The organism is Streptomyces sp. MGP-P1 (assembly GCF_057766565.1).
The window spans coordinates 2,967,631-2,993,498 of the sequence record NZ_JBYMEM010000007.1; the positions used below are offsets into that span (position 1 = coordinate 2,967,631).

General features: G+C 71.9%; 23 protein-coding genes and 3 pseudogenes. 14 read left to right on the top strand and 12 right to left on the bottom strand.

The genetic code is table 11. From position 1 onward, the window contains the following. Positions 1-2 precede the first annotated feature (2 nt). The 4 genes from AC3CH1_RS34955 to AC3CH1_RS34970 are packed head-to-tail and all read right to left on the bottom strand — an operon-like array spanning position 3 to position 4,838. Complete coding sequence (locus AC3CH1_RS34955; protein ID WP_488466550.1) at positions 3-1,019, bottom strand: Rieske (2Fe-2S) protein; 1,017 nt, start codon at positions 1,017-1,019, stop codon at positions 3-5. Beyond that, complete coding sequence (locus AC3CH1_RS34960) at positions 1,016-2,044, bottom strand: phytoene/squalene synthase family protein (protein WP_488466551.1); 1,029 nt, start codon at positions 2,042-2,044, stop codon at positions 1,016-1,018. The genes AC3CH1_RS34955 and AC3CH1_RS34960 overlap by 4 nt, the downstream gene beginning before the upstream one ends. After that, positions 2,041-3,564 (bottom strand): phytoene desaturase, encoded by a 1,524-nt coding sequence (locus AC3CH1_RS34965; protein WP_488466552.1) that lies wholly within the window; start codon positions 3,562-3,564, stop codon positions 2,041-2,043. The genes AC3CH1_RS34960 and AC3CH1_RS34965 overlap by 4 nt, the downstream gene beginning before the upstream one ends. Beyond that, on the bottom strand, positions 3,561-4,838 hold the full coding sequence (locus tag AC3CH1_RS34970) for a polyprenyl synthetase family protein (protein WP_488466553.1): 1,278 nt from the start codon (positions 4,836-4,838) through the stop codon (positions 3,561-3,563). Before AC3CH1_RS34970 ends, AC3CH1_RS34965 begins: the two co-directional genes overlap by 4 nt. A 445-nt stretch (positions 4,839-5,283) precedes the next feature. On the opposite strand from AC3CH1_RS34970, the gene AC3CH1_RS34975 reads away from it, so the two are divergent. Continuing rightward, positions 5,284-5,523 (top strand): hypothetical protein, encoded by a 240-nt coding sequence (locus AC3CH1_RS34975; protein ID WP_488466554.1) that lies wholly within the window; start codon positions 5,284-5,286, stop codon positions 5,521-5,523. Positions 5,524-5,620: 97 nt separating this feature from the next. On the opposite strand, the pseudogene AC3CH1_RS34980 reads toward AC3CH1_RS34975, so the two are convergent. Further along, positions 5,621-5,782 (bottom strand): annotated as a pseudogene (locus AC3CH1_RS34980) (IS30 family transposase); the annotation flags it as partial. Between AC3CH1_RS34980 and AC3CH1_RS34985 the strand changes: the two are divergent. From AC3CH1_RS34985 to AC3CH1_RS35000, 4 genes and pseudogenes are all read left to right on the top strand, one after another. Next, a pseudogene (locus AC3CH1_RS34985) lies at positions 5,775-6,366 on the top strand (thiolase C-terminal domain-containing protein); the annotation flags it as partial. The pseudogenes AC3CH1_RS34980 and AC3CH1_RS34985 overlap by 8 nt on opposite strands. A gap of 76 nt (positions 6,367-6,442) precedes the next feature. Continuing rightward, positions 6,443-6,943 carry a hypothetical protein gene (locus AC3CH1_RS34990; RefSeq protein WP_003971159.1) on the top strand — a complete coding sequence of 167 codons (501 nt, stop codon included), beginning with the start codon at positions 6,443-6,445 and terminating at the stop codon, positions 6,941-6,943. 212 nt (positions 6,944-7,155) lie between these two features. Beyond that, positions 7,156-8,403, top strand: coding sequence for an MFS transporter (locus AC3CH1_RS34995; protein ID WP_488466555.1), 1,248 nt, complete (start codon positions 7,156-7,158; stop codon positions 8,401-8,403). Between the two features lie 56 nt (positions 8,404-8,459). Further along, positions 8,460-9,017, top strand: a complete 558-nt coding sequence (locus AC3CH1_RS35000) for a TetR/AcrR family transcriptional regulator (RefSeq protein ID WP_488466556.1) — start codon at positions 8,460-8,462, stop codon at positions 9,015-9,017. Between the two features lie 78 nt (positions 9,018-9,095). Here the strand turns inward: AC3CH1_RS35000 and AC3CH1_RS35005 are convergent, their stop codons facing one another. The 3 genes from AC3CH1_RS35005 to AC3CH1_RS35015 form a co-directional block, all read right to left on the bottom strand. After that, on the bottom strand, positions 9,096-11,309 hold the full coding sequence (locus tag AC3CH1_RS35005) for a terpene synthase family protein (RefSeq protein WP_488466557.1): 2,214 nt from the start codon (positions 11,307-11,309) through the stop codon (positions 9,096-9,098). Between the two features lie 178 nt (positions 11,310-11,487). Continuing rightward, entirely contained in the window at positions 11,488-12,162 is a 675-nt protein-coding gene (locus tag AC3CH1_RS35010) for a transglycosylase SLT domain-containing protein (protein WP_488466558.1), read from the bottom strand. 566 nt (positions 12,163-12,728) lie between these two features. Next, positions 12,729-13,865, bottom strand: a complete 1,137-nt coding sequence (locus tag AC3CH1_RS35015; RefSeq protein ID WP_488466559.1) for an aminoglycoside phosphotransferase family protein — start codon at positions 13,863-13,865, stop codon at positions 12,729-12,731. 231 nt (positions 13,866-14,096) lie between these two features. Between AC3CH1_RS35015 and AC3CH1_RS35020 the strand changes: the two genes are divergently transcribed. Next, positions 14,097-15,596, top strand: a complete 1,500-nt coding sequence (locus AC3CH1_RS35020) for a DNA-binding protein NsdB (protein ID WP_488466560.1) — start codon at positions 14,097-14,099, stop codon at positions 15,594-15,596. 51 nt (positions 15,597-15,647) lie between these two features. Here AC3CH1_RS35020 and AC3CH1_RS35025 read toward each other — a convergent pair. Further along, positions 15,648-17,074 (bottom strand): annotated as a pseudogene (locus AC3CH1_RS35025) (PP2C family protein-serine/threonine phosphatase). A gap of 263 nt (positions 17,075-17,337) precedes the next feature. Then, entirely contained in the window at positions 17,338-18,108 is a 771-nt protein-coding gene (locus AC3CH1_RS35030) for a dienelactone hydrolase family protein (RefSeq protein WP_488466561.1), read from the bottom strand. 198 nt (positions 18,109-18,306) lie between these two features. On the opposite strand from AC3CH1_RS35030, the gene rpmG reads away from it, so the two are divergent. Then, positions 18,307-18,471, top strand: coding sequence for a 50S ribosomal protein L33 (gene rpmG / locus AC3CH1_RS35035; protein ID WP_032794160.1), 165 nt, complete (start codon positions 18,307-18,309; stop codon positions 18,469-18,471). Between the two features lie 90 nt (positions 18,472-18,561). Beyond that, positions 18,562-18,822: a type B 50S ribosomal protein L31 gene (locus tag AC3CH1_RS35040; RefSeq protein WP_488466562.1), complete on the top strand. Its 261-nt coding sequence runs from the start codon at positions 18,562-18,564 to the stop codon at positions 18,820-18,822. A gap of 290 nt (positions 18,823-19,112) precedes the next feature. Here the strand turns inward: AC3CH1_RS35040 and AC3CH1_RS35045 are convergent, their stop codons facing one another. Then, positions 19,113-19,613: a tetratricopeptide repeat protein gene (locus tag AC3CH1_RS35045; protein WP_488466563.1), complete on the bottom strand. Its 501-nt coding sequence runs from the start codon at positions 19,611-19,613 to the stop codon at positions 19,113-19,115. 147 nt (positions 19,614-19,760) lie between these two features. Between AC3CH1_RS35045 and AC3CH1_RS35050 the strand changes: the two genes are divergently transcribed. Further along, complete coding sequence (locus AC3CH1_RS35050; RefSeq protein WP_488466564.1) at positions 19,761-20,483, top strand: VanZ family protein; 723 nt, start codon at positions 19,761-19,763, stop codon at positions 20,481-20,483. Positions 20,484-20,595: 112 nt separating this feature from the next. Further along, the gene (locus tag AC3CH1_RS35055; RefSeq protein ID WP_488466565.1) at positions 20,596-21,384 is read left to right on the top strand and encodes a DUF4389 domain-containing protein; all 789 of its coding nucleotides are present in this window, start codon (positions 20,596-20,598) and stop codon (positions 21,382-21,384) included. Here AC3CH1_RS35055 and AC3CH1_RS35060 read toward each other — a convergent pair. Next, the gene (locus AC3CH1_RS35060; RefSeq protein WP_488466566.1) at positions 21,357-22,385 is read right to left on the bottom strand and encodes a helix-turn-helix transcriptional regulator; all 1,029 of its coding nucleotides are present in this window, start codon (positions 22,383-22,385) and stop codon (positions 21,357-21,359) included. The genes AC3CH1_RS35055 and AC3CH1_RS35060 overlap by 28 nt on opposite strands. A 100-nt stretch (positions 22,386-22,485) precedes the next feature. Between AC3CH1_RS35060 and AC3CH1_RS35065 the strand changes: the two genes are divergently transcribed. The 4 genes from AC3CH1_RS35065 to AC3CH1_RS35080 all read left to right on the top strand — a co-directional run bounded on the left by AC3CH1_RS35065 (position 22,486) and on the right by AC3CH1_RS35080 (position 25,851). Continuing rightward, a complete protein-coding gene (locus AC3CH1_RS35065; protein WP_488466567.1) occupies positions 22,486-23,055 on the top strand; it encodes a DinB family protein in 570 nt (189 codons plus the stop codon). A 67-nt stretch (positions 23,056-23,122) separates the two neighbouring features. Beyond that, on the top strand, positions 23,123-24,223 hold the full coding sequence (locus AC3CH1_RS35070) for a winged helix DNA-binding domain-containing protein (RefSeq protein WP_488466568.1): 1,101 nt from the start codon (positions 23,123-23,125) through the stop codon (positions 24,221-24,223). Positions 24,224-24,356: 133 nt separating this feature from the next. Then, positions 24,357-25,061, top strand: coding sequence for a DUF4230 domain-containing protein (locus AC3CH1_RS35075; protein ID WP_488466569.1), 705 nt, complete (start codon positions 24,357-24,359; stop codon positions 25,059-25,061). Positions 25,062-25,335: 274 nt separating this feature from the next. Beyond that, positions 25,336-25,851: a lytic polysaccharide monooxygenase auxiliary activity family 9 protein gene (locus AC3CH1_RS35080; RefSeq protein ID WP_488466570.1), complete on the top strand. Its 516-nt coding sequence runs from the start codon at positions 25,336-25,338 to the stop codon at positions 25,849-25,851. Positions 25,852-25,868 lie beyond the last annotated feature (17 nt).

Here is a 25,868-nt window from a genome sequence, read left to right on the forward strand (position 1 = left end):
CGTCAGCCCGGGAACGTTCCGTTGTCGCGGAGTTCCCAGCGCCTCTCCGCGTACGCCAGGTCATCCCGCCACAACCGGCCCGCCGAGGCACGCATCAGGGGGCGCAGCAGCGGAGCGGCCGCCCGTGCCACGGCGAATCCGCGACGGTCCGACGCCGCGACCAGTGCCTCCGTCACGGCGGTGCGGGGCTTGCCCCGCTCGTCCGGAGCGAGGGGTGTGGCGTGGGTCTCCACGACGGACCCCGCGCCCTCGCCCTCGATGATGTGCATGACAACGGTACGGGGCCCGGGCGCCGTGAACCGGGCGCGGACCGGCACCACCAGTCGCCCGGCCACCTTGAAGGAGACGTCGACGGTGAACCCGTCGTCCTCTGCCGGGCTGTCGGCGGGCGTTCCCGTCACCGTCAGGTCCACGAAGGAGTACGGGTGGAACCAAGCGCCGTGCCACGGGTCCAGGCGGTTGGCCACCACGTCTTCCGGCTCGCAGCGGCCTACCCCCGAGTAGACCGCCTCCACGGCGTCCCGCGCCCTCGGCCGGGCGGGTAGGTACGGACGTTCCGAGGGGGGCTCGCCCCCCATGCGGTCGAGCCGCACCCAGAGAAGGACACCGTCGTCGAAGGCGGGATAGGGCTCCCATCCGGCGAACGGTTGGCCGTCCAGGGCGAGTCCGTGCCAGTGGCAGACCAGTGTGCCGCAGCGGACAGGGCTGTCGCGCAGCGGTGCACCCAGATGCGGGCAGGCGCCCGGGCCGGTGCGCAGCCTTCCCTCGCCGTCGCGCCACGCCACCACTTCGGTGGAGCCGACCGTGATCCCGAGGACCTTCCCGGGAGGGAGGTCGCGCGAGGCGCCGATGACGTACCAATTGCCGGAAGGCCTGCTCCGCGCACGCTTCAGGGCCTCCGTGATGAGCCAGGGTTTCGCCTCGCGCCACGTGGGCGCCTGACGCTCCCACGGGACGGGCGCGCGCCGTACCCGCAAGGGAACACGGCCGGATCGTGGGCGTCCCGCCGCCGGGCTCATACGGCCTCCTCCCGCACCGGGGCCGGGGCGCCGGCCGTCCGCAGCCGTGACACCCCGTCGGACCGGCCCGCCTCGACCGCGTCCGCCCGGCGCCGGCGCACCGTGCGTACGGCGACCGCCCGCACCAGTCCGTCCAGCGCCACGACGGCCCGCCGTCGGCGCGGGACGACCGCCCGGCGGTGCAGGACCGCGTACCCGTCCGCCTCGATCGCGTCGAGGATGCCGCTGTACAGCACGAACGCCGTACGGATGCAGGGCCGCGACACCGGGGCGAGCATCGCGATGCCGGGCAGGGCGGCCCGGTAGACGGCTCGGTTGTGGGCTGCGGCGGCCCGCAGTACGTCGGTGATCCGGCTGTCGGGAATCCCCGTGCTCCGGCTCCACTCGAAGCGGTCCCGGTCCACCCCGTGCGCGTCCAGCAGCTCGGTCGGCAGATAGAGCCGTCCCCGGTCCAGGTCCTCGCCCACGTCCCGCAGGAAGTTGGTCAGCTGGAAGGCGACACCGAGCGCTGCCGCGTGCGGTGCCGCTTCCTCGCGCGCCACCACCGTCCCGAGCACCGGCAGCATCTGAAGGCCGATCACCGCGGCCGAACCGTGCATGTACCGGCCGAGTTCCTCGTACGAGGCGTACCCGCCGACCGTCAGGTCGCTGCGCATGGAGGACAGGAAGTCGGTGAAGTGCCGAGGGTCGATGCCGTACCGGCCCGCCGTGTCGGCCAGGGCACGGATCACCGGCTCGGCGGCCCGGGCCCCCCGCAACCCCGCCTCCAGCTGGGTTTCCAGGGCGAGCAGGGCGCGGGCGCGCTCCCCGGGCGTGGCTGTGGTGTCGAGATCATCGACTATGTCGTCGGCGCGGCGGGCGAAGCCGTACAGGGCGTGGACGGCCGGCCTCCGGCCGATGGGAAGGAGCCGCGTCGCCAGGAAGTAGGTCTTGCCGTGCCGTGCGTTGAGGCCGCGGCAGCGGGTGTACGCGGCCCTGAGCGCGGGATCATGGATGCCCGCTGCGTCGAGTTCGTGGTCGGTCATGCGCTGGAACCTCCCGGGGCGGAGCGCGGGGTTCGGGCGATACGGGGGCCGGTGATCCTCTCCGCCGCCAGCTTCCCGGAGATCAGGACGGTCGGCACGCCGACACCGGGCGTGGTGCCGCAGCCGGCGAGGACGGCGTTGACCGTGCCCCGCACCAGGTTGCGCGGCCGGAAGGGGCCGGTCTGGGGGAAGGTGTGGGCCACGGAGAAGGGGGTGCCCGCCGCATGCCCCTGCGCGGTCCAGTCGACGGGCGTGACCAGGCCCTCCTCCTCGATCGCCGCGCCGAGACCGGGCATCTCGCGGCGCTCCAGCTCGGCCAGCAGCTCGTCCCGGTAGCGGGGTCCCAGCTCCCGCCATTCCCGTACGCCGGGCCCGACCTCGGTGTTCGGGCAGGGAGCCAGCACGTAGTGGAGGTGCTTGCCCGGCGGTGCGAGAGAGGGGTCGGTCGCGGTGGGCCGGGTGATGAGGAGCGAGGGGTCCGACATCAGCTTCCCGGTGCGGGTGAGTTCGTGGAAGGTGCTCTTCCAGGCCGCGCCGAAGGAGATGGTGTGGTGCGCCAGGTCCGGCCAGGTGCGGTCCGTGCCCGCGTGCAGGATCACCGCGGAGGGCGAATGCCGCAGGGGCAGGGGGCGGTGCGGGCTGCGGCCGAGCAGTCGGTAGCTGATCGGGAGATCAGGGGTCAGGACGACCGCGTCGCACGGAATGCGCTCCTGGTCGGTGACGACAGCGGTGACCCGGTCGCCCGAGCGCTCCAGCCGGGTCACCCTCTGCCCGTAGCGGAGGGAGGCTCCAGCGTCGGCGGCCGCGTCCGCCATCGCCCGGGGCAACGCGTGCATGCCGCCCCGGGGGAAGTACACACCGGCCACCGTGTCCATGTAGGCGATCACCGCGTACGCGGCCAGCGCCCGTGCCGGCGGCACGCCCGCGTACAGCGCCTGGAAGGAGAAGACCCGGCGCAGCCGTTCGTCCGAGACGAAGTGCCGGATGCGCGCGTCGAGCCGGCCGAAACCGCCGAGCGCCGCGAGGCGGGCCAGGTCGGGATGGGCGAGCTGGAGCGGTGAGTCGAAGTTGGTGTCGATGAAACGGCGCATCTGCACCTGGTAGAGGCGCTCGAGCCAGATCCGCAGACGCCGGTAGCCGACCGCCTGCCGGGCCCCCGCGAACTCCTCGACGGCGGCCTCCATCGCGGCGCCGTCGGTGTGCACGTCGAGCCGGGACCCGTCGGCGAACCGGGCCCGGTAGGCGGGGACCAGCCTGATCAGCTCCAGCCGGTCGGCCATCCGCTCCCCGACCGCTGCGAAGGCCTCCTCCACCAGATCCGGCATCGTCAGCACGGTCGGCCCGGTGTCGATACGGAAGCCTCCCGACTCCAGCAGCCCGGTCCGGCCTCCGGGCACGCCCTCCCGCTCGACGACCGTCACGCGGCGGCCCGCGCCGAGCAGGTGCAGCGCGGCGGACAGTCCTGCCAGCCCGGCGCCGACCACCACCACATGGTCGACGGGCCCCTTGACCGTGATCATCCGGCATTGCCTCCTTCGGTCGTCATCAGGACCGGTGAGGCCCCTGCCGCCCCGGTGCCGCTACCGTGCGTCCCACCGGCGGTGGCGGGGGAGGGGGCGGTCCGCTCCCCGGAGACCGTGCGGAGCAGGCCGAGCAGTTGGCGGCCGCCGTGCGCGTCCACGTCGACGGCCTGTCCCAGGCGGCGTACGGCGTGGTCGCGGAGGCGTTCCGCCTTCCGCTCCACATGGGCGCGCGCCCCCGTCGTCTCGAGCACGCCGCGTACGTCCGCGAGATCCTCCTCGGTGAGGCCGGCGTTGCCGGTGGCGCGGCCGAGTACCGCCAGCGCGTGTTCGTCGCCCGCCGCTTCGGCCCATCTCCGGCCCACGGCCAGCAGGTAGGTCGACTTGCCCTCGCGGATGTCGTCGCCGGACGGCTTGCCGGTCAGTGCCGGGTCGCCGAAGACCCCGAGCAGATCGTCCCGCAGCTGGAAGGCGATACCGGCACACCGGCCGGCGGAGCGCAGAGCGTCGGTGGTCCGGTCATCGGCGCCCGCCAGGGCGGCGCCGATCGCCAGAGGCCGCTCGACGGAGTACGAAGCACTCTTGAGCCGGGCGGTCCGCAAGGCCTGCGCCACCGATGACCCACCGCTGAGCTGGCCCCGCAGATCCAGGTACTGCCCGGCGACCATCTCGGTCCGCATGGCCCGCCACAGGGCGCCGATCCGACGCCGCTGGGCGGCGGACAGCACGGTCTCCGCCACCGTGTCGTCGGCCCAGACCAGGGCGAGATCACCGGCCAGCACGGCGGCCGAGGTGCCGAAGACGGAACCCCGCCCGGAGTCCGGCGTAAGACCCGCGCGCTCCGCCAGAGCGATGTGCACGGCAGGTTTTCCCCGGCGGAGCCGCGAGCGGTCCATCACGTCGTCATGGATCAGCGCGCAGCTCTGGATCAGCTCCAGCGCCACCCCGAGCCGCAGCGCGGCCGTGGTCTCCGCCGCACCGCAGGAGCGCATCCCCCACCACAGAAGGCGGGGCCGCATCCGCTTGCCGCCCTCCAGTGTGAAGTCGGCGACCCGCCGTGCCAGCTCCTCGCCGAAGGAGGCGTCGCTCCCCGCCGCCTCGTCGATCCGGTCCGCCAGCACTGCCCGTGCGGTGCGCAGGACCGCACCGACCACGTCCGCGTCCACGACCCCGGCGTCCACGCACGACGGGGCGTCGTGGCGGCCCCCGCCCACCTCGTGGGCCGGGCGCGAAGAATCGCCGAACGTGTGTTTCCCAGGCTGGCGGCGGCCCATCTCACGCCCTTCCGAGATCAGTGGTGATGACGAACGACTCGACTACTCCGCCCGAGCGCGTACCCCGATCGCATGCCTTCGTGCACGCCGATCGAAGGTTCGCGCCGCGCGAAGGCAGGCACTGATCAAGAGACGATCACGCCGGCCACGCACTCCTGGCGGAGAAACACCCCGGACACGTCATGACGGCGGCCACCACGCCCGTATGGCCCACGTGGACGGGCGCACACCGGCAAGAATCCCCCGGTTCGTGGTTCGACCTCGGCGCTCGACGGTGCGGGCGCGTGTCCTGTGCGCCGGGGAGGAGAACGCCCACGACGGGGGACATGCGGATGGGGCCGAACAGGTTCTCCTTGTCGGGACGCCGCGTGCCGCATATGCCAACGGCCGTTTCTTCGGCCAGGTTGGTCGCACCGCACCTACCGATGACATGAAGGAGAGTGCCATGATCCGTCGTATCGCGATCACGCTGGCGGCCGTCGCCGCGGCCGGGTTCGTCGCCGTGGGACCGGCTGCCGCGCAGGGAACGAACGGCTGGGAGGGCCCGTCCGGCGGCGGTCACGAGGAGATCGAGGGTGGCTGGGCCAGCGGCGAGTACCGCAACCTCGGCGGCCCGTACGGGATCACCTACGTCAAGGGCCAGAAGGCCTACTTCGACGCCGAGCGCGGCTACTTCGTCCGCTGACCCGACGGCCGGGCGTACCCGGCCGCGGCTGTTCCGGCACGGGTGAGGGCCCGCCCCCGTGCTTGGGTTCCAGGGGTCATCGCACCACCACTTGGTTTTAGGTGGTGAGTAGATCACGTAGACGCTCGGCTGGGGTATCCCAGTCGAGCGTCTTGCGTGGGCGGCCGTTGAGTTCCTGGGCGACGTGTTCGAGGTCTTCGGGGCTGTGGAGGCTGAGGCCGGTGGCTTTGGGGAAGTACTGGCGGAGCAGGGAGAAGGTCCGGGCCGCCCCCATGCTCCGGGACCCCATCCGCTACTCCGAGACCTGCCCCTCCTCCGGCGGAGCCTGCGCCCTGGTCCTCACCGACCGGGACGGCGCGGCCCGCTCGCCCCACCCGCCCGCCTGGATCCACGGCGGAGCGAACCGACCCTCTTCGCGGGCAAGGACTTCGTCTCCCCGCAGGCCGGCAAGGACTGTGCCGCCGACGTCTACCGGCAGGCCCGGATCACCGACCCGCGCCGGGAATCGACGCCGTCGAGATGTACGTGCCGTTCTCCTGGTACGAGCCGATGCGGCTGGAGAACCTGGGCTGCGCCGAGGAGGGCGAGGGGTGGAAGCTCACCGAGGCGGGAGTCACCGGACTCGACGGCGACCTCCCGGTCAACCCTTCGGGTGGTGTGCTGTCCACCAATCCCATCGGCGGGTCCGGCATGATCCGCTTCGCCGAGGCGGCCCTCCAGGTGCGGGGGAGGGCCGGGGAGCACCGGATCGACGGGGCCGTCAGGGCGCTCGGCCACGCCTACGGCGGAGGGGCGCAGTTCTTCGCCGTCTGGCTGGTCGGAGCGGAGTCCCCGCCCGGCTGAGGGGGAGCGGCGGACCCGGTCCCGCGCGGCCCGGGCCCGGCTCCGCAACGTGAGCCGGGACACGTAACATGGCAGCATGTCCTTCCTCCGCCGCCGTAGCGCCGCAACACCCGCGGGCCCGGACTTCGACGTCCTGGCCATGGACCCCGGGGACTGGCCCGGCAACCTCGGCGCCGGTCTGCTCCCCGCCCCCGACGGCAGCTGTCAGGGCGTCTTCCTCCGCTACGACCTGTACGGCGGCCGGGGCCCGGCGATGATCATCGGCAATCTCCCGGAAGGCTCGCCCGCCCGCGAGACCGAGGAGGGCCAGGTCCCCTTCGAGGTAGCCCAACTGCTCCTCGCCCTGGAGAACGACGAGCCGATCGAAGTCGTCAGCTCCGAGGACGTCCCCGTCATGCAGGGCGACAACCTGCTGATCGTCCGCCGCGTCAAGCTCTCCGAGAGCCGTATCGCCTGCGTCCAGTTCGACCGCAGCGACGGTGTCCTCGTGACCATCGCCAGCTGGGACCGGCCGATCACCGACGATCTGTACACCCTGCTCAAGCCCCTGCCCGCAGAGCTGTTCCAGCAGGGCTGAAACGTCCCTGCGAAAGGCCGCCCGGATTCGTCCGGGCGGCCTTTTCCGTTGTCCGGGCGGGTATCCGGCCATTCCGCGCGCCCAGGTGGGCGGCAGCCCGGGAGGGGGCTAGGGTAGAAAACGAAACGACTGTTCAAATTGTAGCGATCGTTCAAATTGATGGGTCGTTCACCGCGAAGGGTCGCCCCACGTCTGCCCACGGAGGTCCGCGCATGGCCAACCCCTACGGCGTTCTGTTCCGCACGCCCGGATCGAGGGCCTTCTCCGCCGCCGGGTTCGTCGCCCGTATGCCCCTGTCCATGGCGGGCATCGGCATCATCGCGATGGTGTCGCAGATGCGCGGTGACTACGGCCTCGCCGGAGCCGTCTCCGCCACCTTCACCCTGTCCATGGCCCTGTGCGGTCCACGGATCTCCCGGGCGGTCGACCGGCGGGGCCAGAGCCGGGTGCTGCCGCCCGTCGCCGGACTCAGCGTGATCGCGCTCGGCGCGCTGCTGCTCTGCGCCCGGTACGACGCCCCCGCCTGGACCCTGTTCGGCTGCGCGGCGGTGGCCGGCGCGATGCCCAACATGGCGGCGATGGTGCGTGCCCGCTGGACCCACGCCCTCAAGGGCTCCGACCGGCTGCACACCGCCTACTCGCTCGAATCGGTCGTCGACGAACTCACCTTCGTCGTGGGCCCCGCGCTCTCGGTGGCGCTGTGCACCGCACTGTTCCCCGAGGCCGGGCCGCTGGTCGCCGGGGTGCTGCTGGTACTCGGCGTCCTCATGTTCGTCCCGCAGAAGCGCACCGAGCCCCCGGTGGTCCGGCCGGCCGGCGGTCACCCGCGAAGCGGCTCGGCGATCCGTGGCGGAGCGCTCCGCCTGCTGGCCCTCACACTCGCGGCCGGCGGAGCCATCGTCGGCACCGTCGACGTCGTGAGCGTCTCGTTCGCCGAACAGCAGGGCTCACCCGCCGGCGCGGGAATCGTCCTCTCGGTCTACGCGGCGGGATCCGCCGTCGCCGGGCTGGTCTTCGGGACGCTCAAGCTCACGACGCCGCTGCCGCGGCTGCTCGTCATCGGCACCGCCGGGACGGCGCTCACGACCCTCCCCCTGCTGCTCGTCGGAGACATCGTCTCGCTGTCCGCCGCCGTCTTCCTCCCGGGTCTCTTCTTCGCGCCTACCATGATCGTGGTGATGGGGCTGGTGGAGAGGACGGTGCCGCCCGCCGCACTCACCGAGGGCATGACCTGGGCCATCACCGGGCTCAGTGTGGGCGTCGCGTCCGGCGCCGCGGTGTCGGGAGCGATCGTCGACCGCTTCGGTCCCGGCGGCGGCTTCGTCGTCGCCGTCGCAGCGGGCGCGGCCGCCCTGCTGACGGCGTTGTGCGCCCGGCGTCCGCTGGAGCGAAGTCTTCAGGAGCGTCACGACCGCGACGCCGGGGAACCGGCCGGGGCTCCCGGCGGGCCCGCGCACTGACGGGCCCGTGCCGCCGCACACCCGCCGTCCCATCCACCACGACGCCCGGAGGCACCGTGCACGCACCGCAGACCGACGGACGCCTGCTGAAAGGCGAGCGACGGAAGGAGGAGCTCATCGAGGCCACGCTCCAGGTGGTCGCCCGGGAAGGGGTCGCGGGCGTCAGCCACCGGGCGGTCGCGCGCGAGGCGGGCCTGCCCGCCACCGCCGCGGCCTACCACTTCGCGAGCATCGACGACCTGCTCACCGGCGCGCTCACCCGCTGCATGGACCAGGACGCGGACCGCATGCTCCGGCTGGCCGAGGAGACCGACGGCGGCCCCGCGGGCATCACCGCGCTCGCGGAGCTGCTGGCACAGGTCGTCAACGGCCCCGGGCGGCTCCTGGCGGAGTACGAGCTGTACCTGCTCGCGGCCCGCCGCCCGGAGCTCCGCGGCCCCACCCGGCACTGGCTGGCGGCCATCGCCGCGTACGGCCGCCGCTACACCGACGACCCGGTCCGGGTACGGGCGCTCAAGGGCGTCATCGACGGCCTGCTGCTCCAGGGGCTGCTGACCGACACCCCGCCGACGGCGGCGGAGTTCGAGGAGGTGCTCCGGCACGTCCTGCTCTGAGCCCCCGCCCCGTCCACATCCGCCCCCGGTCGCGGCCCGCCGTCCGTTCCTCCGTACGACGGGCCACGAACCGGTGAACTACACCGTGCTGCCCGCGAGTTGGGCCATCATCCGGGTCACCTGCGCTGCCGAGGTGCCCAGACCCGTCGGGCCGCTCAGATGCCAGGGGGTGTCGTTGCCCTGCCGCAGGTCCTCCTCGCGGTAGCGGCGGCAGCCCCGGTGCCAGATCAGGATCCCCGCGATCCAGTGCTTGAGCTCCTGCACATAGCCCGCGAGGATCTCCCGGGCCTCGGCGTCGAGGGAGAAGTCGTCATACAGCACCGGGAGTTCGACCTCGGCGACATGCAGGAACTGCCGCAGCCGCGAGTTCATCAGGTCGTGCACGATCGCCACGCCCGTCGGATAGTCCACGCCGAAGAAGTTCTGCACGACCAGGACGCCGTTGTGCACCTCGCCCTCGTACTCGATCTCCTTCTGGTACGAGAACAGGTCGTTCATCAGGCACGCGTAGTCCGCCGCCGCGTTCTCCAGGGAACGCATCGGACCACTGCGGTAGACCTCTTCCGGGACCTTCCTGCCGTGCCCGAGCCTGCACAGGCTCATCGTCAGGTCCGAGCCGAACGTGGCTCGCCGCATCTCGATGTAGTCCACCGGATCGGGGATACGGTTCTGCGCCTGGTTCGCCAGCTCCCACAGCCAGCTCTCGGTCATCGACTCGATCGCCGTCCGGAAGGTGCGCCGCCCGCTCAGGTCCATCGGGGCGGCCGTGCGGCGCCACAGGTCGCCCAGACTCCGCTCCAAGGCGTTCACCGGCTCCGGCGTCCCCCCGCCGTCCAGCGGCATGAACAGCGACAGCCGCTCGTTGGCCAGCCGCGCCCCCGCCAGGTCCCGGGCCCGCCCGTGCACGACCGGGAACCAGTCGTCGCCGTACGTACCCCAGGCCAGCCACCCCGAGGACAGGTCCAGTTCGTCCGGGGTCGCGTCCGGATCCAGCCCCGCCGCGCACAGCGGCAGGTCGATCGCGACGAGCCGCCGCTCGTCCCAGATGTGGGAACCCGGCACGCCCGGCTGGGCCTCCAGGATGCCCATGCGCCGCGCCCAGTCGACGATCCGGACCCGGGCCCCCTCCAGATGCGGGCTCAGCGTCGTCCCGAACGGCAGGTCGAAGTCCGGCAGCAGCGAGGGACCCACGTGTTGGTACGGCACATGGCTCTGGCTGCGGGCCCGCGCGGTCTCCGAGCGGAGCGTGAACCTGATGGAGGCGGCGGACATGCCGAAGCCGGCCACGGCCTCGCCCGCGCCGCCGCCGTTCATGTAGCGGCTGGAGCGCATGTGCCACTCGTGGCCGCCGGACTGCCAGTCCTGGAGCCCCTTGACGTACGCCAGCACGGCCGCGGTCTGCGCCGGGTCCAGGCCCTTCTCGGCGCAGAGCGGGCCGAGTTCGGTCAGTGCGGTGTTCTCGAACTGCTGGAGCCGTGAGGTCAGCAGGTCGTTGACCGCCTCGGCGGCCTCCTGCGTGGAGCACCCGAGGAACTTCTCCAGCACCAGCACGCCGTTGCTGTTCTCCCCCTCGTCCTCCACCTCACGCTGGTAGGAGAAGAGGTCGTTGCGCAGGTGCACCCCGTCGGAGAACGCGTCCCGCAGCACCCGCAGCGGGCGGGCGTCGGCGACCGGAGCGGGCACCTCGGCGTCGGCCGCGTACTCCACCAGACCCGCCGACCAGGGCGCGCCGCCCACTTTGCGGCGCATCTCGATGTACTCGACGGGGTTCGCGATGCGGCCCTCGTGGATGTTGGCGAGCTCCCACAGGGACTCGTTGAGGAGGTTCTCCGTCGCCTCCGCGAACCGGGCCCGCCAGGCGTCCGACATCGAGGGGACCGTACGAGCCCACAGATCCGCCAGCCCCGCCTCGACGGGATTCTCCGGTTCCGGCGTCGGGGCGCCGCGCTCCATCGGCATGAAGGCGGGCAGGCGGTCCAGATACCGCTTGCCGCCCTCCCGGTCGGGCGTGCGCTTGAAAAGTTCCAGGAAGTGGTCGTCGAAGAAGAAGACCCACACGTACCAGTCGGTGACCAGGGAGAGCGCGTCGGCCGAGCAGTCGGGGTGGGTGTAGGCGCACAGGAGGGCGTAGTCGTGCGCCTCCAGGTCCTTCTCCTCCCAGATGCCGGATCCCTCCAGCATCCCCATGGAGCGGGCCCACGCCCGGGTGTGCGTGCGTGCCGCCTCCACGTGAGGGTTGAGCCGCGCCGGATACGGAACATAGAAGTCCGGCAGTGAGAAGGGCTGTGCCATGTGCGTCAGGCCTTTCCAGAAGCCTCCGCGCGGGGAAACGCGCGGACCGGTGGTGTCCGCGCAGCACTACCCTTCGGCCATACGGAGCACGCACGACCGCGAATAGTCACATAATCGCAGTGTTGGTGCGTGCTCGGAAGGCGGTCGTTCGTCAGTCGCTCGTTCGGAAGTCGGTCGCTCAGTAGGCGGAGTCGACGTTGTCGATCGAGCCGTACCGGTCCGCCGCGTAGTTGGCGGCGGCGGTGATGTTGGCGACCGGGTCGGTGAGCTTCTTCGGGGTGCCCTTGACGTGGTAGGTGTCGAAGGTGGGCTGGATCACCTGGAGGAGACCCTTGGAGGGAATGCCGTTCCGCGCGTTGATGTCCCAGTCGTTGACGGCGTTCGGGTTGCCGCTGGACTCGCGCATGATGTTGCGGTGCAGCCCCTCGTAGGAGCCGGGGATGTTCTTCTTCTTCATGATGTCGAGCGACTCGCGGATCCAGCCGTCGAGGTTGTTCGCGAACTTCTTGGGCGCGGGGGCCTTGCGCTCGGTGGAACGGTTGGCGGCCTGCTTCTCGGAGCGCGCCTCCGCGGCGTCCTTCTCCGCGGTCGCCTTGCGGGCTGCCGCGGCCTTCTTCGCGGCGGCTTCCTTGGCGGCGGTCTCCTGAGCGGCCTTCTTGGCTGCCGCGTCCTTCGCCGTGGGGATGCCTGCGGCGGCGACCGGCTCCACGGAGATGGAGGACCTGGTCGCCGTGGGCTGCGCTTCGCTCGGACCGCCGGTGGCGGCTATGGCGCTGACGGAACCGGCCGCGACGAGCACGGCGGTGGCGATCTTGTGCGAGCGGGTGACGCGCAGGGTGGAGATGCGGGGCATGCGTGAGCTCTTCCTATGGGGGACGGGCTTCGCGGCCTTCGCGCCGCGTCGGCAGGGACCGGGATGTCCGGGCCGCGTTCGCCGGAGGGCGATCGACGCGGGCTCGAACTCGGTGCTTGCCGGGATCCATGGTTAGCGCTCGCCGACATAGGAAGCAATGACCGCCTTTACTACTCTTCATCGTGAGATGCCAATTTATGAGCCATATGGGCGGTTCATTACGCTGTCCGGAAGGGCTCGCGCCTACTACCGGAGGCCGTAGGTGACGTGGGTCTCGTGGCGGGCCTCACCCGGGAGGGCCCTCGGGGCGGCACAGGGTCAACGCCCGGTCACGGGGAGATACGGCACGGAAGGGGTCGCGTCGCCGTACGGAGCCTCGGGCGATGTCGGCCCGGGAGCGTCGGCGTCAGCTCGACCGGGCGACGGCGGAAAGGCCCGGGAACGCACGACAGCGCGCTGCGGGAGCGGTGTGTCGGCACCGGTCCCGCAGCGCGCTTCTTCACAGTGGTCAGGTCACTGCGGTTCTCGGCGAGGCGGGCCGTATCCCCGCGTCGCCTTCCTGCTCCTCAGCGTGTGCCGACCGCGGCCCGCACCGCCCGCCGCGCCAGGGCGCAGTCGTCGTGCAGCCTGCGCAGCAGCAGCCGCTGCTCCTCGCCCGAGGAGAGCGCGCCGGGTCGGTCAGCCCCCGCCCCCGCCGCGGGAGCCTCGCGCATGGTGCGCTGAACCGCCGTCTCGTAGTTGCGGATCTCGCGGGTCAGCACCAGCATCAGGTTCACCAGGAACGCGTCCCGCGCGGCCGGCCCCCTGGCCTGGGCCAGCTGGCTGATCTGACGTCGAGCCACCGGGGCGTCGCCCAGCACCGCCCACAGCGTCGCCAGGTCGTATCCCGGGAGATACCAGCCGGCGTGCTCCCAGTCGACGAGCACCGGCCCGGTCGGCGACAGCAGGATGTTGGAGAGCAGGGCGTCCCCGTGGCAGAACTGCCCCATGCCCTGCTTGCCGCCCGCGTGGGCCAGACCGTGCAGCAGCTTCTGCAGATCGCCGAGGTCACGGTCGGTGAACAGGCCGAGCTCGTGGTAGCGCGCGATCCGCGACGCGTAGTCGAGCGGCGCCTCGAACAGTCCGGGCGGCGGCCGCCAGGCGTTCACCCGGGCGATCGCGCCGAGCGCGGCCCGGATGTCGGCCCTCGGCGGCGCCTCCGCCGGGTGCCGGGTGAGGGCGGCGACCCGGCCGGGCATCCGCTCGATCACCAGCGTGCAGTTCTCCGGATCCGCCGCGATCAGCCGGGGCACCCGAACCGGGGGGCGGTGCCGGACGAACGCGCGGTATGCCGCTATTTCGTGCCGGAACCGCTCGGTCCACGCCGGCGAGTGGTCCAGTAAACACTTCGCGACGGCGGTGGCCCGCCCGGTCGTTCCGACGATCAGGACCGAACGGCCGCTGCGGCGCAGCACCTGGACCGGGTTGAACTCGGGGCAGATGCGCTGCACGGAGGCGATCGCCATCCTTACCTGCGCGCCCTGGGGCCCGGACAGGTCGATCCTTCCGCTGAGCGGTCCGGTGCCCGGCCCCGCGGCCCGTCGGGCCCGGCCCGGACCCTGCGCCGGTGCGCCGGCGTGAGGAGCGAGATAGGGCCCGCCACCCGCGCCCATCGGGCGGAGCGGACGGGGCGGGGCGGACACGGAGGACGATGCTGTGTACATGGGCGAGACAGATCCCTTCGTGCGCCGACAAGGTACGTGCGCCAACCCGGCCGACGGCCGTTCGGCACCCTGGGGAGTACCTAGGGCTGCCGGGCGGGGTGGCGCTTTCCTACCTGACACCGGAGCGCGGGTGGCAGACCATCTGGCGGACCCTGGCGAACCCTGGCGAATAGTCACAGCGCATCTGACAGGGGGTTAGTGTCAAGTCAGCCGAGAACCTGGGGGCTTGAAGTGACCGGAGAACCCAACACCCGCCTTTCTGACCTGTTCGGCCTGGCTGGCTGGTCCAAGGGCGAACTCGCGAGAATGGTGAACCGGCAGGCGGCGGCCATGGGCCACCCGCAGCTGGCCACCGACACCTCGCGCGTCAGGCGCTGGATCGACACGGGGGAGTCCCCCCGTGATCCCGTGCCCGAAGTGCTGGCAGCTCTGTTCACCGAGCGGCTCGGCCGTGTCGTGACCATCGAGGACCTCGGGTTCGGCCGACGCGGGCGTGTGGGGAAGCGGCGTGACTCCGGGACGGAACACGATCCCGATCAATTGCCGTGGGCGCCCGAACGGACGGCAGCGGTCCTCACCGAATTCACGGGAATGGACCTCATGCTCAACCGACGTGGCTTGGTGGTGGGTGCGGGTGCGGGTGCCGCGCTCACCGCCGGCTCAACCATCGCCGGCCCCATGCGTGACTGGCTGAACAGCGCCCCCGCTCCGGCGGCCGACGCTCCACGCGCCAACGACCCCCTGCACGCCGATCCCGCCGGTTTCGACCGGTACGAGGCCGCCCCGGTCGGCTCCGAGGAGATCGAGGCCCTGGAGCATTCCGTCGAGGTGTTCCGCGCCTGGGACGCGTCCCGGGGCGGCGGACTCCAACGCAAAGCGGTCGTGGGCCAGCTCAACGAGGTGGGCGGCATGCTCGCCTACCGCCACCCCGACCATCTCCAGCGCCGGCTGTGGGGCGTCGCCGCCAACCTCGCCGTCCTGGCGGGCTGGATGTCCCACGACGTCGGCCTCGAACCCACCGCCCAGAAGTACTTCGTCATCGCCGCCCACGCGGCTCGCGAGGGCGGCGACCGGCCGCGCGCCGGAGAGGCGCTCTCCCGGGCGGCACGCCAGATGGTGCACGTGGGCCGCCCCGACGACGCACTCGACCTGATGAAGCTCGCCAAGTCGGGCTCCGGCGACGAGACCCTGCCCCGTACGCAGGCGATGCTGCGCACCATCGAGGCCTGGGCACAGGCGTCGATGGGCCGCGGGCAGGCCATGCGGCGCACCCTCGGTGAGGCCGAGGAGCTCTTCGTCTCGGACAAGAGCGATGTGCCGCCGCCCAGTTGGATGCAGATGTTCGACGAGGCCGATATGCACGGCATGCAGGCGCTCGCCTTCCGTACCCTGGCCGAGCACGACCGGGGGGCCGCGGTCGTCGCCCAGCGCCATGCCAAGCAGGCGCTGGAGCTGCGGGTCAACGGGCGCCAGAGGTCGAAGATCTTCGACTACATCTCGTTGGCCTCGGCCTGTTTCATCGCCAACGACCCCGAACAGGCCGACCGGTACGCCCGGCTCGCGCTGGTGTCGATGGGGGAGACCTCCTCGCACCGCACCTGGGACCGGCTCCGCGAAATGTATCGGCTCACCGGGCGGTTCGCCGGATACGCGGGGATCCAGGATCTGCGTGAGCAGATCGAGCTGTCGATGCCGCCGAGCCAGAAGAAGGCCAAGGACACGCGGATCTGAGCCGACGGCGCCACTCCGCGCCCCTTCACGCCCTGATACGCCCGCGCCTCCTCATGCCCCGATGCGGGCGACCAGCACGCACGCGTCGTCCCGGCGCTCGGTCCCGCCGAACTCCTCGACGACGCTCCGTACGCACTCCTGTGCCGTACGGGCATCCGCGAACCGGGGGGCGAGGGTGAGCAACGCCTCCGGGCCCGCACCCCGGTCGCCGCGTCGCGGCAGGCCGTCGGTGTGCAGTACGAGCACGTCACCGGGGTACAGCCGCACCTCGTCCTGCTCGAAGACGACGTTGGACGCGGCGCCGAGCAGCATGCCGTCCGGCGGGGGCAGGAGCCGTCCCGAACCGTGGCGGAAGAGCAGCGGTGCGGGGTGTCCGGCCTGCGCCCAGGACAGAACGGAGGTGTCGGGGTCGTAGCGGCAGCACAGGGCGCTGCCCAGCGCGGGCTGCATCGACGTTTCGAGCACCTGGTTGAGGTGCCCCATCAGCGCGCCCGGCTCGATGCCGGCCACGGCCATGCCGCGCAGCGCTCCCAGCATCATCGCCATCGCCGAGGTGGCGGGGATGCCGTGCCCGATGAGGTCGCCGACGGTGAGGAGGGTGCGCCCGTCCGGCAGCTCCATGGCGTCGTACCAGTCGCCGCCGATGAGGTCGCTCGACTCGGAAGGGAGGTAGTGCGCGGCGACGTCCAGGGCTCCGGGGCCCCGCGTCGGGAGCCGCGGCGATCCGCGCCACGGAGGGAGGACGGCTTCCTGGAGCTCCACGGCCATGCGGTGCTCGACGCGCTCGACGTGCTCCTCGTGCCGCACCGACGCGCTGTTTCTGCTCACGGCCTGTTCGCTGCGCCGCAGCTCGCTGACGTCCCGCAGGACCGCCCACATGGAGGCGGTGCAGCCCTCGGCGTCCAGGACCGGTTCGCCCGTCATATGGAGGGTGCGCGTGCGGCCGTCGGGACGCACGATGCGGAACTCGCCGTCCATCGGCCGGCCGTCGACGAGACAGCCCGTCACCATGGCGGTCAGCACCGGCTGGTCCTCGGGCAGCAGTACGGACGGCAGGTCGTCGAGGGAGAGGGGGGGGACCCGGGCGGCCTGCCGAAGATCTCGTACAGCTCCTTGGACCAGCAGGACTCGTCGGTGAGGAGGTTCCACTCGGCGCTGCCCACCCGGTTCAGCAGGGAACCGGCCCTCGGGCCGCCCGGGACCGCGACCGTCCAGGGGGCGTCGTCGGGGCTCCGGTCCGGAAGGCCCGCCCGGAGCTGCCCCAGATGCTCGTCGAGATCGTCCAGGTGCTGCACGGCAAGCTCGCACAGGGCGCGCTGCCAGCGCAGCTGGGGGTCGTCCTCGTCGAACAGGACGGCGTCCCGCCGTACCGCGTCCACGTCCCCGCGCAACCGACGCGTGCGGTGGATCAGGGCCTCGACGGCGTCAGGCGCGGGAAGCTGTGGCGCGGGGCGGTCCGCGGAGAGGGGGGACGGCATCTCGTACTCCGATACAGGCGCGGCCTAGCCGGTTCTGAAGGGGGGATCGCTACCGACTGTCGCACAGGCCGCGGCGGCCCGTAAGAGCTTTGGCAACACTCGATGGGGCGTTGCTTCTGGCATATGCCAGCGGCTCTCGGAGGCGGCGGCTATCCGAACAGGCTTGCGTTTGAAGCGAGTTGAACGTCAGGGCGGGTGAGGTCGAAGTGCGCGCCAAGGGCAACAGGACCAACGATCAGTGATCAGTGATCAGTGATCAGCGATCACCGATCCATCCGAGCTGAACGATCGCCCCTCTCGCGGGTGTCTCCAGAGCTCACGGGCAGGCACTCGGCGAGCAGGTCGACGACGTCGCGCCAGGCTCGCCGCGCGTGCTGCGGGTGGAAGCCGACGCCGGGGACCACGGGGTGGTCGACCGGCGGGTGGTGGAACGCGTGCAGGGCGCCGCCGTAGACCGTGAGGCGCCAGTCGACGCCCGCGGCCTGCATCTCGGTGGTGAACGCGTTCCGTTGCGCGGGCGGCATGATGGGGTCTTCCGACCCGACCCCGGCCCACACCGGGCAGCGAATGCGCGCCGACTCGCCCGGTCGGCCCGTGGTGGTGGCGTTGACCGTCCCGATCGCACGCAGGTTGACGCCACCGCGTCCGAGTTCCAGTCCTACGGCGCCCCCGGTGCCGTAGCCGACGGCGGCGATCCGGTCGGGGTCGGTCCGCGGTTCGGTGCGCAACACGTCGAGCGCCGCGTGGCCGATGTCCCGCATCCGGTCGGGGTCGGCGAGCAGCGGCAGGCAACGGGCCAGCATCTCCTCGGGCTCGCCCAGGTAGCGCCCACCGTGAAGGTCGAAGGCCAGCGCTACGTATCCCAGCTCGGCGAGAGCGTCGGCCCGGCGGCGCTCGACGTCGCTGAGCCCCATGCCCTCCGGTCCGAGCAGCACCGCGGGCCGGCGGTCGCCACCGGCCGGGAGCGCGAGGTGCCCGATCATCGTCAAACCGTCGGCCGGATACTCGACCGTACGCGTCGTAACCGTCTCCATGAGACCGGACTGTAGTGATCGTCGGGCCCGGTCCGTCCGGTGTTCTGCCGTCGGCAGAGCGGCGCGGACAACCCTCGGGAATGCGGTGCGTGGCGGGTCGGGAATGCTGAGCGGGCGGCCCGCGTTACCTCACCAGAACGAAAACGAATCCCATTCCCGATATGGGTGTGGGGTCGGCAGAGACACAGGGAGGCGCCCATGGCGCGCAGTGAGACCAGGCCGGTCGTCACCCTCCGGTCCACCGTGGGAACGGGTCGGAGTTATGTGACGCGCAAGAACCGCCGTAACAACCCCGACCGGCTGGAGCTCCGCAAGTTCGACTCCGCCGCCGGCCGGCACGTTCTGTTCCGCGAGGTCCGCTGACCGTCCGGAAGGCGTCCGTCCGAGAAGTCCGTCCAAGAAGTCCGTCCCTCTGTACGTCACCGCTGTCCGCGGTGAGGAAGGAACGCATCCATGAAGTCCCGCATCCACCCCGTGTCCCGCCCGGTGGTCTTCCGTGACCGCGCGGCCGACGTCGCCTTCCTGACCCGCTCCACCGCCGACTCCGGCGAGCGCGTGGCATGGGAGGACGGCAACACCTACCCCGTCATCGACGTGGAGACCTCGTCGGCGAGCCACCCGTTCTACACCGGGGGCCGCCAGGTGCTCGACACGGCGGGCCGCGTCGAACAGTTCCGGCGCCGCTACGGCACCGGCGCGACGTCCACGAGTTGACCGAGCCGGGCCTGGCCAGGGGAGAGGCCCGGAAATCCGTGCCGTGGATCACATCCGCGGGGGCGGGTTCCCGGGAACGGCCCAGGATGGTTTATTGTTCATCTATATGTGGGAGTGAGGGGGACCGTGTCCCCGGGCCTCACCTGTAGCCCATGGGGAACATCGCCCCGCCGAAGCCCCATGGAGCGCTCCGCCGAGAGGCGACCGCGCCCTTCACGCCCGCACCCAAGCCGCCCCGGCTGGATTCCCCCGATCCGGCCGGGGCTTCCCCTTGCCCGGCCGAGGCAGGGTCACACGGTCTCGTCGAGGTCCTTCGCATAGTGCTCGATCGCCCGCCGGTACTGCTGGACGTACGGGTCGTTACTGGTCGTGGCCGTCAGCTCCAGCAACAGCCGCATCGCCTCGTGGTGCTCGTCGGTGTTGTACAGGGCCATCGCCAGGAAGGCCCGGAACGAGCCGTCGTCCGGGAACTCCTCGACGCCCCGGCGCAGCGTCTCCACCGCCTGCCCGTACCGCCCGAGGATCCGGTACGTACTGCCCAGTCCCAGGAGCGCCCCCCTCCGATCCTCCGCGGCCAGCTCCGGATGGGCCAGAGCGCGCTCGTAATAGGGCACCGCCTCCGACTCCAGCCCCAGTACGTCGTGGATCCACGCCGTCCGGCAGGCCACGTCCGCGTCGTCGGGGTACTCGGCGGTCAGGGCGAGGAGCCGTTCGCGCGCCTCCTCGGGCCGGCCCTCCGTACGCAACCGGTCGGTCTCTTCCAGCAGGTCCCTCTTCTTGCGTGCGTTCATGCGCACATCGTCGCAGGCGGGCATGGACAGCCGCGTGAGATTTTGGCTCCACGGGGCCGCCCGGCGTGTGTTCCGGCGGGTCGGGGGCATCCGTCGGCCATGACAGCAGAGGCGAATCCCCGTACACGCCAGGGGACATGGGTACGTGTGCTGGTGCGCGGGGTGGTCCTGACGGTGGTGCTGCTGGGCCTGGTGGCGTTCTCCGTCCTCCTGGCCAAGGTGACGCTCACGCCCTCACCGGCCTCCGAGGATCTCGTCACCTCGAATCTCCGCCCCGGGCGCTCCCTGCGCCAGTACGCCGAGGACTACACCTTCCTCGCCGCGGTCAAACAGGCGGGCGGAAACCTGCTGCTCGGCGTGCCGTTCGGGCTCCTGCTGCCGTTCTTCGTGCCACGCCGCCTGCGCATGATCCGGACGACGCTGGTGACCGCCGTCGCCATGGCCCTCGTCGAACTGATCCAGGGAGCCCTGGTCGCGGGGCGCGCCTTCGACATCGACGACGTCATCCTCAACACGGCGGGCGCGCTGCTGGGCTACTTCGTGCTGGGCCGCCGGATCAGCCACCGCTACTACACCTATACCGAGGACCGAGGCTCCCCCGGCGGCCCGTCGGCAAAGAAGCCCGACGCCGAGCCGGTGCGCGCGCCGAGCCCCACCGCGCGCCGCATCGGGGCGGGTCGTACGAAGACCGCGGCCACGAAGACCGCGGCCACGAAGACCGCGGCCACGAAGACCGCGGCCACGAAGACCGCGGCCACGAAGAAGCGCGGCTCCCGCGCCGGAAGGGCCGACGGCCCGGCGGGCGCAGGCCGCGGCGCCCCCGGGCCCCGCTCCGTCCGCTCCCTGCTGGACCGCCTCCGCGGCCGCTGAGCCCGGACACCCGTTCGGGCCGGGCCGTTTGCGGGCGGCCCGCCGCGGACGCACGGTGGGGACACGTCCTGCGCGCGGATGCCGTACGGATTCCCTGCCGAGGAGGAGCGACATGGCCGAAGGCCAGTGGAGCCCGGGCCGCAAGGAAACGGACGCGGACGAGTTCCGGCCCGTCCTGGACATCGTCGAACCGGCCCGCCAGCGGCGGCTGACCGTCCTCCTGCGGCTGCTGCTGCTCGTCCCGCACTTCATCGTGCTGTCCGTCCTGCACATCGCGGCCTTCTTCACCGTCATCGTGGGCTGGTTCGCGGCACTGGTGCTGGGACGGCTGCCCGACCCCGTCTTTCGCTTCCTGACCGGCGTCCTCGGCTACGACATGCGCGTCTCGGCCAGCGGCATGCTGCTCATCGACCGCTACCCGCCCTTCGCCCTGACCCCGCCGGCCGACTATCCGGTGCGCATCGAGGTGCGGCCCACCTCGCTCAACCGCCTCGCGGTGCTGTTCCGTCTCTTCCTGATGATCCCGGCGGCGATCGTGCAGAGCCTCGCCGTCTACGGGTGGTGGGCGCCGGCCTTCGTCTGGTGGCTGATCACGCTGTGTCTGGGCCGCATGCCCCGGCCGCTGTTCGAGGCGACGGCGGCCACCCTGCGCTACCGGATGCGGTTCTCCGCGTACGTCATGATGCTCACCCCCGCCTACCCCAAGGGGCTGTTCGGCGACGACGACCTCGCGGTGGCCCCGGAGCGGTCGCGCTCCGCCACCCGCCCGCTGGTCCTGAGCAGCGCCGCGAAATGGCTCGTGGTGCTGTTCCTGGTGCTGGGCCTGGCGGGTCACATCGCCTCGTCCGTGACCGCCTCGACGACCGACGACACCTACGACACGCGTCTCGTCGGTTCCTGAGGGCCGCCGGCCCCCGCCCCGGCCCCCGCCGCGTCGGCGCAGCGGCGGGCCAATCGAGCGAAGGCGTCCCTGAGCGCGTCGGGCCCGACGACCTCGATGTCCACGTCGAACCGGCCGAGTTCGGCGGCGAGGCCCGCCCACGACCAGGCGCCCAGGACCACACGACAGCGGTCCGGGCCGTGCTCCTCGACGATCCCGTCGTGGACGTGCCCGGCTACCGCGGAGGCCCGCGCGTCGAGGATCACCTCGCCGCGGCAGGGCCACGCGTCCGCGGCGGCGGAGCCCTGGAACCGGGCGGCGACGAAGGCGGCCACATCGCCTCCGGGCACCTCGCGCGGCGCGAACCGGGGACCCGTGGGAGTGCGCGGGGTGATCCGGTCCGCGCGGAAGGTCCGCCAGTCCTCGCGCTCCAGGTCCCAGGCGACGAGATACCAGCGCCCGCCCCAGGTGACCAGGCGGTGCGGCTCCACCCGCCGCACCGCGGTCGGGGCATCGGCGGCGGCCGGCGCGTACGCGGGGGAGTGGTCGAAGCGCAGCACCTCGCGGGCGTGCACGGCGGTGCTCAGCGCCACGAGGACCCGCGGATCGGCCTGCGGCCGGGGTGGGCCTCCCGTGCGTTCGACGGCGGTGACCCGCAGGGCGTCGACGCGGTGGCGCAGCCGGTCGGGCATGACCTGCCGGACGGTGGTGAGCGCGCGCGCCGCGGCCTCCCCGATCCCGGCGCCGGTCGCGGCGGCCGTCCGCAGCGCGACGGCGAGCGCGACGGCCTGGTCGTCGTCGAACAGCAACGGCGGCAACCGCACGCCCGCGTCCAGCCGGTATCCGCCCTCTGGCCCCTTGAACGCCGCGATGGGATAGCCCAGCTCCCGCAGCCGGTCGACGTCACGCCGCACCGTGCGCGGGCTGACCTCCAGCCGCTCGGCCAGCAACGGGCCCGGCCAGTCCCGGCGCGCCTGGAGCAGGGAGAGCAGCGCCAGCAGTCGCGCTGAAGTCTTCGGCATGACGCCAGTATGACCCGGGAAGAGGCCACAACCTGGCCTCTTCCCTTGCGAGGGTTGACCCGTACCGCACGACAGGAACACCGGAAGGGACCCGACCACCATGACCACGGCCTCCACCTCCCACGACGCCGAGCGCACCGACCTGCTCGCCGCCCTCGCAGACGCGCGGACCGCCTTGATCCACTCGCTCGAAGGCCTCGGCGACGAGCAGGCCGGGGAACGCCCGACCGTCAGCGCGCTGTGCCTGGGCGGCCTCGTCAAGCACGTCACGGCCATGGAGGAGAGCTGGTTGAACTTCGTGACCGAGGGCCCGTCGGCGATGTCCTTCGCCCTCCCCGAAGGAGTCACCTGGGACGACCTGGCGGCCGGCACCGCCACCGCGTTCCCGGCGTGGGCGACCGAGCGGGAGAAGGAGTTCCGGATGCTGCCCGGCGAGACGACGGCCGGGGTCCTCGGCGCCTACGAGCGGGTCGCCGCCCGCAGCGAGAAGATCATCCTCGCGGTCCCCGACCTCTCGGCGACGCACCCGCTTCCTGAGGCGCCCTGGAACGAACCCGGCGGCGAGTGGAGCGTACGGCGCGTGCTAGCCCACGTCCTCACCGAGACCGCCCAGCACGCCGGGCACGCCGATATCCTGCGGGAGACGCTCGACGGGCGGCAGGCGACCTGACCACCGGCGCACCGCGCGGGGGCGCGCGGAGACAGCCGTCGGGCGATCGAGAAGGAGAGACCACACGGTGACCGTCCTCGACGACCGGGCGCTCAACCGCGCCATGCTGGCCCGCCAGTTGCTGCTCGACCGGGCCGATCTACCGGTCGTGGACGCCGTGGCCCACCTCTGCGGCCTCCAGGCGCAGGAACCGCAGGAGCCCTTCGTCGGGCTCTGGTCCCGGCTGACCGCCTTCGATCCGGCGGTTCTCTCGGACCTGCTGACCCGGCGGAGCGTGGTGCGCACGCATCTGATGCGACGCACGGTCCACCTCGTCGCCGCCGACGACGTCCTCGCCTGGCGGGCCCGCCACGACGCGATGCTGCGCCAACGCGTGCTCGGGGTCTACCGCGACGAGCTGAAAGGGGTCGACCTCGACGCACTCGCGGCTGACGCCCGGGAGCTGATGGCCGACGGGGAACCCCGTGCAGCGGCCGAGATCGTGGCCGCGCTCGCCGGGCGCTGGCCCGGTCCGGGGCCCCGCCCCCTGGGCGAGATGGTGGTCGCCGCTCTCGTCCCGATGGCGCAGGCGCCGCCCCGGGGGCTGTGGCGGGCGAAGGGCGGGGTGCGCAACGTCGCCCTCTCCTCCTGGCTGGGCCGTCCGGTCGATCCGCCCGCCCCCGACGGCGCCGACCCGGTCGGCCAGGTACTGGTCCGGCGTTATCTGGCCGCCCACGGACCCGCCGCCACGGCCGACCTGCGCGCCTGGTCGGGCCTGGCCGGACTGCCCGGCGCGGTGGCCGCCCTACGCGACGAGCTGGTCCGTTTCCGCGACGAGCGGGGACGGGAGCTGCTCGACCTCCCCGACGCGCCGCGCCCGGACCCGGACACGCCCGCTCCGGTGCGGTTCCTGCCGGCCTTCGACAACGCGATTCTCGGCTATCAGGACCGCGGCCGGATCATCGACGACGCCCACCGCGGCCTCTCGGTCGCCGGCGAGCGTGTCGTGCTGGTCGACGGCCGCGTGGCGGCCACCTGGCGTGTCACCGACGGGGTGGTCGCGGTGGAACCCCTGCACGCGTTCTCCCGGGCCGACCGCGATGCCGTGGCCGACCAGGGGAGGGAGCTGGCGTCGTTCCTGACCGACGGCGGGAGCGATCGCGTACGGGTGGCCCCCGCGCCGGGCTGAGCGTGTCCGGCCGCCGGGCAGGCGCCCTCGTGTCTGCCCGGCCGTACCGGAACAGGCCTATTTTGTACGGTGGTTCTCTCGGGATTCGGGAGCAGCCGGACTGAAAGCACCGGCCGTGGGTCACACGGTGAACATGACGTCCAGCGACGTAACCACAGAGCCCTCGCCGCACGGCGACAGAAAGCGCGACACTGGCCGCTCCCGTAGGTGGCCGATGGTCCTCGGCGTCGCCGCGGCCGTGCTGGTCCTGCTGTTCGCGGGCAGCAGGATCAGCCTGCTGCCGAGTCTCGACGACCTCTTCGGCGAGGAGACCCACGACCGGTCGGGCCCCGCCGTGCTCAAGTCGATCCAGGACATGAGCGCGTACGAGGCAGCCTCGGGCAACTTCCAGGTCGTCGTCGACCTGGAGAAGGACGCGAAGTTCGTCCCCGACGCCCTGCGCGGCACCCGCACCCTGTTCGTCGGTGCGGGCACGGTCGGCGCCTCCGTCGACCTGGGCAAGGTCACCGGGAGCGGCGTCGTGGTGAACGAGGAGCGCACCACCGCCGAACTCCGGCTGCCGCACGCGGTGCTGGGCAGACCGGCCCTCGATCCCGACCGTTCCTACGCGGTCTCCAAACAGCGCGGTCTCCTCGACCGGCTGGGCGACCTCTTCTCCGACAACCCCGGCAGTGAGCAGGCGGTCAACAAGCTCGCCGTCCACCACATCTCGGAAGCGGCGAAGGAGAGCGAACTGACCGCCCGCGCGGAGAAGAACACCGCCGACATGCTGAAGGGGCTGCTCGGCTCCCTCGGCTTCGAGCGCGTCACGGTCCGGTACGTCGACGACCAGGAGTGATCGCGTCACACGGGTGGCCGCGCGGGATGGGCGCGGCCACCCGCGCGGCTCGGAACGGCGGGTCGCCCACCGCGCATCGCCCTTGACGTGGACGCGTCGATGGGTATGGTCTAGTCCAAGTGCAAGGCCTTTCCGGACACCTTCATCAGGCCTGTCCGACAAGGGACTTGCAGCCCTTCGCGCCTCTTGGCCCCACACTCGCGAGGCCTCGCCGCCGAAGCCGGGCCCCCCACGGCCCGCCACCGCGCGGTGCGGTCTCCTGTGAAGGAGAAACATGCACGCCAAAAGGAAGACCGCACTCGCCGTCGGCGCCATGCTCGCCCCGGTCCTCGCCCTGAGCCTTCCGGCGAGCTCCGCCAGTGCCCACGGTTACATCTCCAACCCGCCCAGCAGGCAGGCGCAGTGTGCCGCCGGCACGGTCAGCTGCGGTGCGATCAAGTACGAGCCGCAGAGCGTCGAGGGCCCCAAGGGGCTCACCAGCTGCAGCGGCGGAAACAGCGGCTTCGCCGAGCTGGACGACAACTCCAAGGGCTGGTCGGTCACCCCGGTGAACCGCTCCCAGCAGTTCCAGTGGAAGCTCACCGCGCGCCACTCGACCAGTACCTGGCAGTACTTCGTGGGCGGCGAGAAGATCGCCGAATTCAACGACGGCGGCGCGCAGCCCGGCGCGACCGTGAGCCACCAGGTCGACTTCGGCAACAAGACCGGCCAGCAGAAGGTGCTCGCCGTCTGGAACATCGCGGACACCCCGAACGCCTTCTACGCCTGCATCGACGTCAAGGTCGGCTAGGTACGTCGTATCGGTCG